Origin of the sequence: Streptomyces sp. NPDC001532 (assembly GCF_040298625.1) — a bacterium.
Lineage (GTDB): Bacteria > Actinomycetota > Actinomycetes > Streptomycetales > Streptomycetaceae > Streptomyces.
Window position 1 is genome coordinate 50,850 of record NZ_JBEPAL010000024.1, and the last position, 14,641, is coordinate 65,490.

The 14,641-nt window shown below is 73.1% G+C and carries 12 protein-coding genes; 5 read left to right on the top strand and 7 right to left on the bottom strand.

The genetic code is table 11. From position 1 onward, the window contains the following. The first annotated feature begins 24 nt into the window (after nucleotides 1-24). Together ABT232_RS22195 and ABT232_RS22200 are read left to right on the top strand one after the other, a co-directional pair. Nucleotides 25-624 (top strand): CGNR zinc finger domain-containing protein, encoded by a 600-nt coding sequence (locus tag ABT232_RS22195; RefSeq protein ID WP_351842492.1) that lies wholly within the window; start codon nucleotides 25-27, stop codon nucleotides 622-624. Nucleotides 625-858: 234 nt separating this feature from the next. Beyond that, nucleotides 859-1,356, top strand: coding sequence for a hypothetical protein (locus tag ABT232_RS22200; protein WP_351842494.1), 498 nt, complete (start codon nucleotides 859-861; stop codon nucleotides 1,354-1,356). Nucleotides 1,357-1,366: 10 nt separating this feature from the next. On the opposite strand, the gene ABT232_RS22205 is transcribed toward ABT232_RS22200, so the two are convergent. Both ABT232_RS22205 and ABT232_RS22210 read right to left on the bottom strand, forming a co-directional pair. Next, nucleotides 1,367-3,397: an N-acetylmuramoyl-L-alanine amidase gene (locus ABT232_RS22205; RefSeq protein ID WP_351842496.1), complete on the bottom strand. Its 2,031-nt coding sequence runs from the start codon at nucleotides 3,395-3,397 to the stop codon at nucleotides 1,367-1,369. Nucleotides 3,398-3,670: 273 nt separating this feature from the next. Continuing rightward, on the bottom strand, nucleotides 3,671-4,810 hold the full coding sequence (locus tag ABT232_RS22210; protein WP_351842498.1) for an aminoglycoside phosphotransferase family protein: 1,140 nt from the start codon (nucleotides 4,808-4,810) through the stop codon (nucleotides 3,671-3,673). Nucleotides 4,811-5,052: 242 nt separating this feature from the next. On the opposite strand from ABT232_RS22210, the gene ABT232_RS22215 reads away from it, so the two are divergent. Next, nucleotides 5,053-6,555, top strand: a complete 1,503-nt coding sequence (locus ABT232_RS22215; RefSeq protein ID WP_351842500.1) for a DNA-binding protein NsdB — start codon at nucleotides 5,053-5,055, stop codon at nucleotides 6,553-6,555. 56 nt (nucleotides 6,556-6,611) lie between these two features. Here ABT232_RS22215 and ABT232_RS22220 read toward each other — a convergent pair whose 3' ends face one another. Then, complete coding sequence (locus tag ABT232_RS22220) at nucleotides 6,612-8,042, bottom strand: PP2C family protein-serine/threonine phosphatase (RefSeq protein WP_351842502.1); 1,431 nt, start codon at nucleotides 8,040-8,042, stop codon at nucleotides 6,612-6,614. A gap of 409 nt (nucleotides 8,043-8,451) precedes the next feature. Between ABT232_RS22220 and ABT232_RS22225 the strand changes: the two genes are divergently transcribed. Beyond that, a complete protein-coding gene (locus ABT232_RS22225; protein ID WP_351842504.1) occupies nucleotides 8,452-8,865 on the top strand; it encodes an SsgA family sporulation/cell division regulator in 414 nt (137 codons plus the stop codon). A 24-nt stretch (nucleotides 8,866-8,889) separates the two neighbouring features. Here ABT232_RS22225 and ABT232_RS22230 read toward each other — a convergent pair whose 3' ends face one another. From ABT232_RS22230 to ABT232_RS22240, 3 genes are all read right to left on the bottom strand, one after another. After that, nucleotides 8,890-9,915 carry a Gfo/Idh/MocA family protein gene (locus tag ABT232_RS22230; RefSeq protein WP_351842506.1) on the bottom strand — a complete coding sequence of 342 codons (1,026 nt, stop codon included), beginning with the start codon at nucleotides 9,913-9,915 and terminating at the stop codon, nucleotides 8,890-8,892. Between the two features lie 61 nt (nucleotides 9,916-9,976). Continuing rightward, nucleotides 9,977-11,071, bottom strand: a complete 1,095-nt coding sequence (locus ABT232_RS22235; RefSeq protein WP_351842508.1) for a baeRF3 domain-containing protein — start codon at nucleotides 11,069-11,071, stop codon at nucleotides 9,977-9,979. A gap of 110 nt (nucleotides 11,072-11,181) precedes the next feature. Next, a complete protein-coding gene (locus ABT232_RS22240; protein WP_351842510.1) occupies nucleotides 11,182-12,792 on the bottom strand; it encodes an alpha/beta hydrolase in 1,611 nt (536 codons plus the stop codon). A 270-nt stretch (nucleotides 12,793-13,062) separates the two neighbouring features. On the opposite strand from ABT232_RS22240, the gene ABT232_RS22245 reads away from it, so the two are divergent. Then, the gene (locus tag ABT232_RS22245) at nucleotides 13,063-13,809 is read left to right on the top strand and encodes a chaplin (RefSeq protein ID WP_351842512.1); all 747 of its coding nucleotides are present in this window, start codon (nucleotides 13,063-13,065) and stop codon (nucleotides 13,807-13,809) included. Nucleotides 13,810-13,895: 86 nt separating this feature from the next. Here the strand turns inward: ABT232_RS22245 and ABT232_RS22250 are convergent, their stop codons facing one another. Further along, a complete protein-coding gene (locus ABT232_RS22250) occupies nucleotides 13,896-14,639 on the bottom strand; it encodes a class I SAM-dependent methyltransferase (protein ID WP_351842514.1) in 744 nt (247 codons plus the stop codon). Between the last annotated feature and the right edge of the window lie 2 nt (nucleotides 14,640-14,641).

A 14,641-nucleotide genomic window follows, 5' to 3' on the forward strand; every position in this document is an offset into this window, starting at 1 on the left:
TGCGCGCACCCCTATCATTAGCGCATGCAGGACTCGCCCCGCCCGGAAGCCCGTCTCGCCCTCGACCTCGCGCTCACCATCCGTCACGACGGTGACGGCGGCGTCGCCGACGACCTGACCGACCCCGCCGGGCTCACCGCCTGGGTCCGCGCCCACCCCGCCACCGTCCCGGACCCCGCCGCCTTCACCGCCGACGCCGCCGCCCTCACCGCCGTCCGCGAGCTGCGCGCCGCCGTCCGCGCGCTGTTCGCCCACGCCGTCCGGCCCGGCGCACCCAGCCCCGCAGACGCCACCCGGCTGCTGCCCCTCCCCGAAGCACTGGACCGGCTCAACACCGCCGCCGCGGCTCTGCCCACGGTGCCCCGGCTGCACTGGCCCGAAGGCGGCGAACCCGCCCTCCACCGACAGCCCGCCGACGGCGCCCAGGAGCTGCCCGCGGTCCTCGCGCAGGCCGCGATCGCCTTCCTCGCGAGCCCCGACCGGCAACGACTGCGCGCCTGCCACGCGCCCCGCTGTGTGCGGTACTTCCTCAAGGAGCACCCCCGCCAGGAGTGGTGCAAACCGTCCTGCGGCAACCGCGCCCGCGTCGCCCGCCACCACGAACGGCACCGCAGCCCCGCATAGGCCGTGTCCGTAAAGTCCCTCCTGCCCCGCGACGCCTGGCACGCACTCTCGCCGGACCGGACACGGTCCCGAGTACGCCCGGTACGAGGGACCGCGTCCGGTACGCCGAGAGCACGCACCAGACGCCGCAGGCCCGCCCTCCGGGCGGACGAAGGGACTTTGCGGACACGGCCTGGCCCCGCACGGACGCCGCCCGCCCGGCGCGGAAGGTGCCCGGGCACGTACCATGGCGGCATGTCGTTCCTCCGCCGCCGCAGCGCCACTCCCGCCGGGCCCGACTTCGACGTACTGGCCATGGACCCGGGCGACTGGCCCGGCAACCTGGGCGCCGGCCTGCTGCCCGCCCCCGACGGCAGCTGCCAGGGCGTCTTCCTGCGTTACGACCTGTTCGGCGGCCGCGGCCCCGCGATGATCATCGGCAACCTCCCCGAGGGCTCCCCGGCCCGCGACGTCGCCGAGGGCCAGGTCCCCTTCGAGGTGGCCCAGCTGCTGCTGGCGCTGGAGAACGACGAGGAGGTGACCGTCGTCGGCACCGAGGACGTGCCGGTGATGCAGGGCGACAACCTGCTGATCGTGCGCCGCGTCAAGCTCTCCGAGGGCCGGATCTCCTGCGTGCAGTTCGACCGCAGCGACAACGTCCTGGTCACCATCGCCGCCTGGGACCGGCCCATCACCGACGACCTGTACGCCCTGCTGAAGCCGCTCCCGGCGGAGCTTTTCCAGCAGGGCTGAGGCCCGCCCGCTACTCGGCCGACGGCACCACCTCGACGTCGGCCGCGCGCACGAACGCCACCCGGTGGCCGTACTGGATCTCGTAGTACAGGTCCTTGCCCGTGATCACCCGGTGCGAGGCGGGGTCGAAGGTGACCGCGTAGTAGTACGTGCCGGGCACCTGGTCACCGGCCACGTACTTCTGTCCCGCCGGCAGCCGGTACGGCAGCGGTGACACCGGCTGCGCGGGCACCCCGGCCGGGTAGGCGGCGGCCTCCGGATAGGCGCGACCGTACACCGGTACGTCGGCCAGGCCCTTCCTCGGGGTCACGACGAGCCCCTTGGCGGGCACGGCGGCCGGGCTCTTGGCCGGGTTCTCGAACCACGCCTTCTGCCCCAGGAACCAGATCGCCGTCCAGTCGCCGTCACGGTCCGCCACCGCGTACTGCTGGCCGGTGGACACCCGCGAGCCGAGGTCGTTGACGCCGGTCGTCGAGTCGCCGCCGCCCGGACGCAGCCCGATGTCCTTGATCAGCGGGTACTGCTCGCCGGGACCGGAGTACAGCCGGACCGCGCTGGAGCCGTGCACCGGGCAGGGTCTGCCCGCGGCGGAGCAGCCCGTGAACTCCGGGCGGTTCGCCGCGTAGTCCGGCCGGACGGTCACGATGCCGGAGTTCGGACCCGCCGTCGGCTCCAGGGGCCGGCCGAGCAGCGTGAAGTAGTGCCGCCAGTCCCAGTAGGGGCCCGGGTCGGTGTGCATGCCCGGCACGGTCGACGAGGTCGGGCCCGGCACGGTGTCGTGGCCCAGGATGTGCTGCCGGTCCAGCGGCACGTCGTACTTCTTCGCCAGGTACTTCACCAGCCGGGCCGAGGAGCGGTACATCGCCTCCGTGTACCAGGCGTCCGGCGAGGCGAGGAAGCCCTCGTGCTCCAGACCGACCGACTTGGCGTTGACGAACCAGTTGCCCGCGTGCCAGGCCACGTCCTTCGCCTTCACGTGCTGGGCGATGTGACCGTCGGTGGAGCGCAGGCTGTAGTGCCAGGACACATAGGTGGGGTCCTGGACCATCTGGAGGACACCCTCCCAGGCGCCCTCCGTGTCGTGCACGACGATGTAGTCGATGTCCTCGGGCCCGGACCGCTCACCGAGGTCGTGGTTGCCGTAGTCGCCGTCCCCGAACTCCTCGTACGGCGCCGGGATCCACTCGCAGGACACCGTCTCCGGGCACTCGGTGCCCTCCGCGTCGGCGGTCCGCAGACCCGCCCGGCGCAGCGTGCCGGTGTCCGGGACCAGGTCCGGCCGGGCGGCCAGGAAGACCCGCTGGCCCGCGTCCGTCACCCGTTCGCCGCCGGAGCGCAGCACGGCGTAGACGTCGTTCGCGTAGGCCGCGGCGGTCGCGGTGTCGTCCGCGCCGGAGAAGCGGGCCACCGCGCCGTACCAGTCCGCCGGATCCTCGCTCACCGGCGCACCCAGCTCCCGCTGGGCGGCGGCGAGCAGCGCCGCACCGCCCGCGATGTTGGCGGCCGGGTCCGTCCGCAGCCGCTCGGGGGCCAGCCCGGTCAGTTCCGCGGCCTTCGTCAGGGTCATGAGCCGGTCCGGGAGTTCGCCGCTCTCCGGCACGGTGGCGACGGGGAGCAGCGGCGCGCGGGAGTCGTCCCCGCGGGCGTCCTCCGTGCCGTCCCCGTGATGGGCCGGCGCCGTGGCCAGGGCGGTGCGGGCGTCGGTCAGGTGCATGGGGCCGTAGCCGCCGGTGACGCTCGGCGCGCCGGCGTGGCTGTCCCAGCGCGACTGGAGGTAGGAGACGCCGAGCAGGACGCTCTGCGGCACCTGGTAGTCGGCGGCCGCCTGGGCGAAGGCCCGTTGCAGACCGTCCGCCGACGCACCGCTCCCGGCGGTCACGGCACTCCCGGCGGGTACGGTGCTCTCGGCCGGGGCGGTGCTCTCGGCCGGGGCGGCGCCGAGCAGCGGCAGCAGCAGCGCCGCGCCGGCCACGGCACCGGCGATACGCCGACCGCGTCCGGGCCCGACGGCTCGACGGGGATCGGTGACGGACTCTCGCAATGCAGCCTCCTGAGACGGTCGGGCGTGCTGAGCCGTGCGGGGCCGGGCGTGACAGTGGTACCGGCTCTCCGACGATCCGTCAATCATGCAAGCTGCTGGGTGATTTCCCACGTCAACGCGGCGCTCGGCGAGTTTCGCGGCGGCGGTGGACGGGCCTGCGGCGCGTCAGTGGAGTACACCAATGAGGGCGGTGCGGACTTCCCGGGCGAGGGCGGACATGGCGAGGTCCGCGGTGCGCCGTCGCGTTCGGCGCGCCGCGGACCGCCATCCCCGTCAGCGAGTGCCGACCGCCGCGCGTACGGCCCGGCGGGCCAGCTGGCAGTCGTCGTGCAGCCGCCGCAGCAGCAGCCGCTGTTCCTCGCCGGACGGCGCAGCACCCGGGTGGGCCACTCCCGGTGCCGCCGGGGTCGTGTCGTGCATCGAACGCTGCACGGCCGTCTCGTAGGTACGGATCTCGCGGGTCAGCACCAGCATCAGATTGACCAGGAACGCGTCACGCGAGGCCGGGCCCGCCGACTGCGCGATCTGACTGATCTGCCGCCGCGCCATCGGGGCGTCCGCGAGCACCGACCACAGCGTGGCCAGGTCGTAGCCAGGCAGGTACCAGCCCGCGTGCTCCCAGTCGACCAGCACCGGACCGGCGGGCGACATCAGCACGTTCGACAGCAGCGCGTCGCCGTGGCAGAACTGGCCCATGCCCTGCCGCCCGGCGGCCATGGCGATGCCGTGCAGCAGCTTCTGGAGGTCCCCCAGGTCCCGGTCGGTGAGCAGCCCCAGCTCGTGGTACCGGTTGATCCGGGCCGCGTAGTCCAGTGGCGCGTCGAAGGTGCCCGCCGGCGGCCGCCAGGCGTTCAGCCGGCAGATCGCGCCCAGCGCCGCCCGGATGTCCGCCCGGGGAGGCGCCTCCACCGGGTGCCGCTGGAGCGCCGCCGGCCGTCCCGGCATCCGCTCGATCACCAGAGTGCAGTTGTCCGGATCCGCTGCGATCAGCCTCGGCACCCGCACCGGGGGGCGGTGCCGGACGAACGAGCGGTACGCAGCTATTTCGTGCCGGATGCGCTCGGCCCAGACCGGCGAGTGGTCCAGTAAACACTTGGCGACGGCCGTGCTCCGCCCGGTCGTCCCGACCAGGAGCACGGACCGGCCGCTGCGGCGGAGCACCTGCACCGGCGCGAACTCCGGGCAGATCCGGTGCACCGACGCGATCGCCGTGCGCAACTGGGCGCCCTGGGGGCCGGACAGGTCGAGTCTCCCGCTGAGCGGCTGGGAGCCGAAGGCCCCGGCGCGCCGCGCCGTGCCCGCTCCGAGCACGGGGGAGGCCGGGCGCGCCGGGGCGAGGTAGGGACCGCCGCCACCCGGGCGGGGGTGCAGCGGCCGGGGCGGGGCGGACACGGAGGACGATGCTGCGTACATGGGGGAGACAGATCCCTTCGTGTGCCGGACGTCTAAAACGCCTCCCGGCCCGGCCGTCCGGGTACACCCTGGGGAATGCACCGTGGTTCCAGAGGGCGACCGGGTCGGGGTGGCGCTTTCCTACCTGACACCCGATGCCCAGTGGCACACCATCTGGCGGACCCTGGCGAACCCTGGCGAATAGTCGCTCGGCAACTTTCACCGGGCTAGTGTCAACTCAGCCGAGAACCTGGGGGCTTGACGTGAGCGGACAACCCAACACCCGCCTTTCGGATCTGTTCGGCCTGGCCGGCTGGTCCAAGGGTGAGCTCGCGAGGCTGGTCAACCGGCAGGCGGTGGCCATGGGCCATCCGCAGCTGGCGACCGACACCTCGCGGGTGCGGCGGTGGATCGACCTGGGAGAGATCCCGCGCGATCCGGTACCGCGGGTGCTGGCGGCTCTGTTCACCGAGCGTCTCGGCCGTGTCGTGACCATCGAGGACCTCGGTCTGGTACGGCACGGGCGCGCGGGGAAACGGCAGGGCGGCGGGAGTGCGGAACATCCCGACGGAGTGCCGTGGGCGCCCGAGCGAACCGCCGCGGTCCTCACCGAATTCACGGGAATGGACCTCATGCTCAACCGACGCGGCTTGGTGGGCGCGGGTGCCGTGCTCGCCGCGGGATCCGCACTCAGCAGTGCCATGCACGACTGGCTGCACACCGACCCGGCCCTCGTGGCCCACGCCCCCGACTTCGACGATCCCCTGCACGCCGACCCCGCTGGGTTCGACCGCTACGAGGCCGCCCCCATCGGGTCGCAGGAGATCGAGGAACTGGAACGCTCGGTCGAGGTGTTCCGGGCCTGGGACGCGGCCCGCGGTGGCGGGCTCCAGCGCAAGGCGGTCGTGGGCCAGCTCAATGAGGTGGGCGGCATCCTCGCCTACCACCATCCTGCCCATCTGCAACGGCGCCTATGGGGCGTCGCGGCCAACCTCGCCGTCCTCGCGGGCTGGATGTCGCACGACGTCGGCCTGGAGCCCACGGCCCAGAAGTACTTCGTGATCGCCGCCCATGCCGCGAGAGAGGGCGGTGACCGGCCGCGGGCCGGTGAGGCGCTGTCCCGGGCGGCCCGCCAGATGGTGCACCTGGGCCGGCCCGACGACGCGCTGGACCTGATGAAGCTCGCCCAGTCCGGCTCCGGCGAAGAGGTACTGCCGCGCACCCGGGCGATGTTCCACACCATCGAGGCCTGGGCGCAGGCGTCCCTGGGCAAGGGCCAGGCGATGCGCCGCACCCTCGGCCAGGCGGAGGACCTGTTCGTCTCCGACAAGAGCGATGTGCCGCCGCCCAGTTGGATGCAGCTGTTCAACGAGGCGGATCTGTACGGCATGCAGGCTCTGGCCTACCGCACGCTCGCGGAGTTCGAGCCGGGCGCGGCGGCGCACGCCCAGCACTACGCGGACAAGGCGCTGGCTCTGCGGGTCGACGCCCAGGAGCGGTCGAAGATCTTCGACCATCTCTCCATGGCCTCCGCCTGCTTCATCGCCGACGACCCGGAGCAGGCGGCCGGTTACGCGCGCCTGGCGCTGGTGTCGATGGGCTCGAACTCCTCCCGTCGCACCTGGGACCGGCTGCGGCAGATGTACCGGCTCACCGCCGAGTACGCCACCTACCCGAAGATCCAGGAGCTGCGCGAGGAGATCAAGCTGGCGCTGCCGAAGAACCAGGCCAGGAGGCTGGGCGGTGGCGGCACCGCCCAGGCGTGAGGGACGTCGGGCGGAGCGAGAACAGGCGGCGCGGGGGGAGTCGGGGCGTGCGCGTGCTACGCGGTCACCCTGGCGATGAGCACACAGGCGTCGTCCGCGCGCTCGGTCTCGCCGAACTCCTCCACGACCGTGCGCACACAGTCCTGTGCGCTGCGCGCCGCGGCGAACCGCGGGGCCAGGCCGAGAAGGCGGTCCACGGCGTCCGTCCCGCTGTGCCCCGACACCAGGCCGTCGGTGTGCAGCAGGAGCAGATCGCCGGCTTCCAGGGTCTCCTCGGCCTCGCCGTAGACGGCTCCGGAGGTGGCGCCGAGCAGCACGCCGTCGGGCGCGCCCAGCCTGCGCCCCGTCCCGTCACGGAACAGCAGCGGGGCGGGGTGTCCGGCCTGGGACCACCGCAGGGTGCGGGTCCGCGGCCGGTAGCGGCAGCAGACGGCGCTGCCGAGGGCCGGCTGGACGGTGGTGTCCAGTAGCTGGTTGAGCCAGGCCATCAGCTGTCCCGGCCGGGTGCCGGCCATCGCCATGCCGCGCAGCGCGCCCAGCAGCATCGCCATGCCCGAGGTGACCGCGGGGCCGTGCCCGGTGAGGTCGCCGACGCTCAACAGCGTCTCGCCGTCGGGGAGTTCGAGTGCGTCGTACCAGTCGCCGCCGATCAGGGTGCTCGTGGTGGCGGGCAGATAGCGGCCCGCCAGGTCCAGGCTGCGCGGGCCCTGGTGCGGGAGCCGCAGGGTGCCGTGCCACGGCGGCAGCACGGCCTCCTGCGCCTCTACCGCAAGCCGGTGCTCGGTCTGCGCGCGGTGCCGGTGGTGCTGGAGCGAGTCACGGGTCTCGCTCACCTCCTGCTGGCTGCGGCGCAGGGCGCTGACATCGCGCAGCACGGCCCACATGGAGGCGGTGCCGCCGTCGGCGTCGAGCACGGGCTCGCCCATCATGTGCACCGTGCGCACCGTGCCGTCCGGACGGACGATCCGGAACTCGCCGTCGATGCGCTGGGCGTCGACGAGGCAGTCCGTGACCATCGCGGTCAGCCTGGGCCGGTCCTCGTCGAGGACGACGGACGGCAGTTCGTCGAGGGTGAGCGGGGGAGAGGCGGCGTCGCGGCCCAGGATCTCGTACAGCTCGCCGGACCAGGTCGCCTCGTCGGTGAGCAGGTTCCACTCGGCGCTGCCGACCCGGCTGAGCAGGGAGCCGCGCCCGGGTCCGTCGGGCGCGGTCCGGGGTGCCGGGACCGGTTCGGCCGGAACGGCCACGGGCGGCGGACCGTCCCGCAGCTGGGCCAAGTGCTCGTCCAGATCGTTGAGTTGGTGCAGCGCCAGGTCGTACAGGGCGCGCTGCCAGCGGTCCTGCGGGTCCGTGCCGTCGCCTCCGGTGTCCCGCCGGACGGCGTCCACGTCGCCCTTGAGCCGCCGCGCCTGGGTGATGAGGGCATCGACCTGACCGCCTTCCGGCGGCTGGGCGGCTGGGCGGTCCGCAGAGAGAGGGGACGGCATGACGCACTCCGATGAGGGGACGAAACGGCCAGGGCGGACGGTGGGACCGTAATGACTGTGGCACAGCCCAAGACGCCCCGTAAGAGATTTGGCAACACACGTTACGGTGGTGCTTCTGACATATGCCAGGGTCTTCCCGGAGTGGTTGCGGCGTACTCGCGCCCTACGTCCGCAGCGTTGCAAGTCGTAGAGAGCGTACGCGAGTTGACGGACCGTCGGGCGTCCGAAATCGCGCTCATTCGCTTGTTCGACGCGCCTCTGTTCTAGGGGTGGACAGCCGTACGTCGGTGCCGGGCCGCCCGGTCGCTCGGCGACGGCGAATCGAGTGACGCAGATCACAGTATGTGGGAGGCCTCCCCGTGCTCGTACTGGCACAACGGCCCGCTCTCGCACCGCAGGGAGACCGACCATGGACCTCACGTTCCGGCAGTCCGTCCACGCCCGTCTGATCACGGTGGAGGAGCAGGACAAGCCCGTGCCCGCCGTGCTCCGGTACCTCGCCGACGATCCGTTCGCCGTGTACGTGGACTTCCCGCCGCAGGCGGCCCTCGACGGGGAGCCGGTCAGCTGGACCTTCGCCCGCAGCCTCCTGGAGGACGGGCTACGTGGTCCCGCCGGCACCGGTGACGTGCATCTGTGGCCGTGCGGACGGGAGTGCACCGTCGTGGAGTTCCACTCGCCCCACGGGATGGCGCTGCTCCAGTTCGACACGGCCGCCCTGCGCCGGTTCCTGCTGCGCAGCTACGCCCTGGTGGCGGCCGGCCACGAGGACGTCGGCGCGGCCGTCGACCAGGGCCTCAGCGCCCTCTTCGACGAGGTCTAGGGGGTGTCTCGTCGATCAGGCCGGTCAGCGGCCGGTGCCGGCGTACAGCGCCGGACGCGGGGCCAGCTCCACGGTCACCCGGCCGCCGCCCTCCAGCGAGCGGACCCCGGCCTCGGCGACCGCGGACGCCGCGTACCCGTCCCAGGCGCTGGGCCCCGTCACCCGCCCGCGCCGGGTGGCGTCCACCCAGGCCTGCACCTCGCGGTCGTAGGCGTCCGCGAACCGGACGAGATAGTCCTGCGGCACCTCTGCGCGGGCCTCGCCGCCGGAGGTGACGACCACCGCGTGCTCCTCACCGATCCGCGCGCTGCCCGACTCGCCCACCGCCTCGCAACGGACCTGATAGCCGAAGCCGCAGTTGACGAAGACCTCCACGTCGACCAGCGCGCCACCGGCCGTCTCGAACAGCACGAACTGCGGGTCCAGCAGGCCCTCGGGGGCGAGGGCGGACGGGCGGGGCCGCAGCACGGTCACCGCCGTCAGCTCCTGCCCCAGCAGCCAGCGGGCCGCGTCGATCTCGTGCGACACCGAGCTGTTGACGACCATGGCGCTGGTGAAATCCGGCGGGGAGGAGACATTGCGGTGCACGCAGTGCAGCATCAGCGGCCGGCCCAGCCGGCCGGCGTCCAGCAGCCGCTTCAGCCGCAGGTACTCGGTGTCGTAGCGGCGCATGAACCCGATCTGCGCCAGCCGCCGGCCGAGGCGCGCCTCCGCCTCGACCACCCGCAGCGCCCCCTCGGACTCCGGCACCATCGGCTTCTCGCACAGCACCGGCAGCCCGCGCGCGAACGCCGCGCGCAGCGCCTCCTCGTGCGCCGGGCCGGGCGAGGCGATCAGTACGGCGTCCACACCGGGCGCGTCCAGCGCGGCCTCGGTCTCCGTGCGCACCGCCACCCCGTCCAGCCCGGCCACCGCCCGCGCGGCACGGTCGGGGTCGGGATCGGCCACGGCGGCCACTCTGGCACCGCTCACCACCGTGTCGAGGCGCCGCACGTGATCGGCCCCCATGTGTCCCGCACCCAGCACCGCCACGCCCAGCAGGTCGCCCACGCCCGCACTCCCTTGTCGCCGACTGTCCCGGCGTAGCGTACGGGCAGCGACGCGGGCGCCGTCAGTAGCGCAGCACCCCGGCGATGCCGCCAGCCTCGCCGAGCGTGCCGTCGGGGACGAAACGCACCTCGGCGCCGGTCTCCAGGCACTGCTCCACGATCTCGTCCACGATGTCCTCGCGGGCGTCCAGATCGCCGCTCTCGGCCGGGATCAGATGCTCGCCGTCGTCGCGCACGGTCACCCGGTAGTTCTCCTCCACGGCGAGCAGCCGCACCCGGGCCTGCATGGCGTTCTGCCAGATCTCGTCGACGCCGGCGGCGAACTCCCGCTGGCCGCGCGCCGACTCCAGCTGCTCGGCCACGCTGTCCACACCGCGCGCCTCCTCGGCCTCCAGCAGGGGTCGCAGAGCCTGCCACACCGCGTCCGGGCCGGCGTGGGCCAGGCCTCCGCGCGATACCTGCTCGGCCGCCTTCGTGGCCTCGCCGGCATCGGTCAGCGCGGCGAGCGCGGCGGGCTCCCCGGTCAGGTACAGCGGACGGGGGGTGTCCCGCAGGACGGCGCCCATCATGCGGTCCGCCTCGCGCAGGAAGTGGCGGGTGCCCTCGTCGTTGAAGGTGCTCGGCATGTCGCCGAGCCGTTCCATCCGCTCCGGGTCGAAGTTGTCGTTCTCCCTCAGCAGCGGGAAGCCGCCGGAGCGCTCCTCGACCACCCGGTCCGCGCCGCCGTTCCACAGGGTGACGCGGTCGGCCGCGACCGACAGCGCCCAGAACGGGCGCTCGGCGGCCTGCGCGGAGACCAGATTGCGGGTGAGGAAGGTGTCCGAGAGCACCACGCGCTCGGGCACGGTCCGGGCCAGCGACCACACCTGGTGCTCACCCGGCGCCGCGAAGATCACCAGACCGTCCTCGGTGTGGGTCAGATCCACCTCGGTGAGTGCCTGGTCGAGCTGCGCCACGACATCGGCGCGCCGGTCGCGGGGGACCGCGGGGTCCTGCTCCAGTTGTCTCTTCGCCTCCGCGACCACGTTCCGCAGCCGGACCGGATCCTGGGTCTTCTCCGGCTCGCGGCGGTGCGTCGGCGTCAGCACGGAGACCGCGGGATAGGGGCGCGTGCGGCGCAGCTCGGCAAGGGTCGTGGGACTCAGTGCGTGCTCCATGACAGCACCATAGGTCTGAATCCCAACTCGGGCATTCGGGGAGGAAAGGCCCCTGCTCACACGCCTTTTCCGAGCCCGTCCCGGACCTTGCGGGAACCCGTCGCCCGCCGCTACTCCCGGTCCTCCGCGCCGCACGAACTCCCGTTCGCCGGCAGCGTGCCGTACAGCAGGAAGTCGTCGACCTTGCGGTGCACGCACTTCGACGAGCCGTATCCGGTGTGCCCCCCACCCTTGTTGTCGAGGACGACGGCCGACGGACCGAGCCGCCGCGCGGTCTCCACGGTCCAGCTGTACGGCGTCGCGGGGTCGCCTCGGGTGCCCACCAGCAGCAGCTTCGGGGTGTCGACGTTCTTCACCTCGTCGCGGATGAAGTCGGTGCCCGCGGGGCGGCCGTAGCACATCAGCACCTCGGTGAGCCGGTACCGGCCGAAGACCGGCGAGGCCTGCTCGTACACGGCGCGCAGCCGGCCGAGGTCACGGGTGACCTCGGCGGCCGTGGGGCGATCGGGATCGTCCGCGCAGTTGATCGCCATCAGCGCCGCGGCGAGGTTGTCGAGGGGAATCTCCTCCTCGTCGGCCAGATCGCCGCCGGTCTCCGGTCCGGTCGTCTCGCGGCCCGCGCCCGCCAGACGGTGCGGGAGGGTGTAGCCGCCCATGGCGAACGCCTCGATGCGCCGGGTGTCGCCGTCCTCGACCAGCGAGGCCAGCGCCCGCTCCAGCGAGGGCCACAACTCCTCGCTGTAGAGCGCCTGTCCGAGAGCGCCCACCAGGTCCTGGCCGGTGAACTCCTGGCCGAAGTCGGTCGGCACCGGATCCTCGTCCAGCGAGCGGACCAGCCGCAGCATGTCCTCCCGCGCGGTGCGTGCGTCGTGCCCGAACGGACAGGCGATGTCCTCCTCTACACACCAGTCGAGGAACTCCTCCAGCGCCCTCTGCTGTCCCCGCGCGCCCGTCACGCCCTGCTCGGCGAGCGGTTCGGTCAGGGTGTCGACGCCGTCCAGGGCCAGCCGGCCCACCCGGTCCGGGAACTGCGCCGCGTACACCGCGCCGAGCCGGGTCCCGTAGGAGAAGCCCAGGTAGTTGAGCTTCTTGTCGCCGAGCGCCTGGCGGATGACATCGAGGTCGCGGGAGGCGTTCACGGTCCCGATGTGCGGCAGCACCGGACCCGAGTGCTCCTCGCAGGCGTCGGCCTCCTTCTGCAACTGCCGCAGCAGGGCCTGCGGATCCCGCAGCATCTCGTCGGTGTCGTCGATGCTCTCGTCCGTCTCCCAGGCGTCGCCGCAGCTCACCGGGGAGGAGCGGCCGACGCCGCGGGGATCGAAGGCGACCACGTCGTAGCCGTCGGTCAGCTCCATGAAGTCCTTGCCGCCGACGGCGAGCTCGGCCACGCCCGAGGCGCCCGGACCGCCGAAGTTCAGCACGACCGAGCCGTGTCTGTCGCCGGTGGCCCGGTAGCGGGCGACGGCCAGGTCGAGGGTGCCGGCCTTCGGCCGGTCGTAGTCGAGGGGGACCGTGACCTTGCCGCACTGGAGGTCCGTGGGCATCTCCGTGCCCACGCATCTGCCCCAGTCGACCTTCTGGCCGTAGAAACGGCTCAGGTCGGGCCGGTCGTCGTCGCCCGCGGCCGTGGCCGGAAGGCCCGTGCACAGCAGCGTCACGCAGACGGCTCCGATGAGTGCGCAGCGCCGCAGGGCGGGCCGCGTCGACGGCTTTACCTGCATCGATGCCTCCAGGACGCCTGGCTGCGGACCGGTGGACGGCGCCCTCGCTCACGATAAGCGGCCGTCGCGGGGGCCGCCTCCGGGCGGGTGGGAGCGGCGCGATGGCGTACCCTGCGCGCGCTTCTGTCCCCGTGTGCGGGTTTTGCCGTCGGTTCGAGTGCTTGGTCACCCGATGGGGTGAAAGGGCGACAAGCCATAACTCGAACGGGTCGCCCGCGTTTTATCCGGTGCGGGTGAGTGCCCGCGACCATGTCTGGAAGGCAGGGACCCATGAGACGGGTTACCCGAAACGGTGTGATCGCCGTCGCCGCCGCGTCCGGCGCGATGGCCCTGACGATGCCCGCGTACGCCGACTCCGAGGCCGACGGCGGCACGGCCGGCTCCCCCGGGGCGATCTCCGGGAACTCCATCCAGCTCCCGGTGCACGTGCCGGTGAACGTGTGCGGCAACACCGTGAACGTGGTGGGGCTGCTCAATCCCGCCGCCGGCAACACCTGCGTCAACGAGGGCGGCGACGGCAAGGCCGGCTCCTCGGGCACCAACGGCACCTCGGGCAGCAACGGCACCTCGGGCAGCAACGGCACCTCCGGTGGCGGGGCGTCGGCGGACGGGGGTGCGCAGGGCTCCCCCGGCGTGATCTCCGGCAACGGGGTGCAGCTCCCGGTGGACCTCCCCGTCAACATCAGCGGCAACACCGCCAATGTCGTCGGCATCGGCAACCCGGCCTTCGGCAACCAGTCCGTGAACACCTCGGGCGAGAAGCCGGACGTCCCGCGCACCCCGGACCGGCCGGACACCCCGGACGAGCCGAAGGAGCCGGAGCCCCGGCCCGAGGTGAGGACCCCGCCCGCCGCGGAGGAGCCGGGCCCCGCCCCGCACGCCGCGGAGCCGCCCGCTTTCGCCTCCCTCGCCGACACCGGCATGGACGCGGCCCTGCCCGCCGCCGCCGGTGCGGCGGCCCTGCTCGTCGGCGGCGCCACCCTGTACCGCCGGTTCCGGCCGGGCGACACCCGCTGACCAGCACACCGACGACGGAAGGCCCGCCGGCCCGAGCCTGGCAGGGCCTTCCGCCGCTTCCGCCGTGTCCGTCCCGTCCCTGACGCTCACTCCGCGGCGCCCGGCGCCGCCCGCGCCGTGAGCAGCACCATCCCGGTGTCGCCGTAGTCCGGCAGTGTCGGGTCGGCGTCGATCCTCGTCACCTCCAGGTGCCGGGTGAGCGGGCCGAAGACCTCGCGCACCAGCTCGGTGTCCACCGGACAGCCGGGCCAGCGCGACGCCGGCCCGACGCGGTAGGACGGCATGTTCTCCATGAACGCGGCCACCAGATGCCCGCCCGGCGCCACGCACCGTACGAAGACCTGGCAGAACGCCGCGAACTCGGCGTAGTCCTCGGTGGCGCCCTCGGCGACGAAGTGCATGGACGCCAGGTCGTACGTCCCGGGCGGCAGGGCGCGCACATCGGCGTGCACCACTTCCACCGGCGCCAGCGCGGCCGCCAGGGTGGGCGGCACGGCCGGGTTCAGCCGTCGGCACAGCGCGTGGAACGGCAGCCAGCTCGCGTCGGGCGTGTCGAGGATCTGGCGGTGCAGATAGGCCACGTTGCCCGCGCCCGCCTCGACCGCGTCGACCCGGCGGCTCACCGCCGAGGCGAGGAGCAGCGGATACAGATTGGGCCCGGCGCCCAGCTCCACGCTGCGGGCCAGCCCGCGCGGCGGCAGCCGGCGGTAGTAGGCGGAGTGGTGGGCGATGACCGCGACGTCCGCCGGGTGCAGGTCGCGGTAGTTCTCGGCGAGGTAGTCCGCCACCGGCCAGCGGTCCCAGTCCACGTCGTCGTTGTGCCTGCGCATGG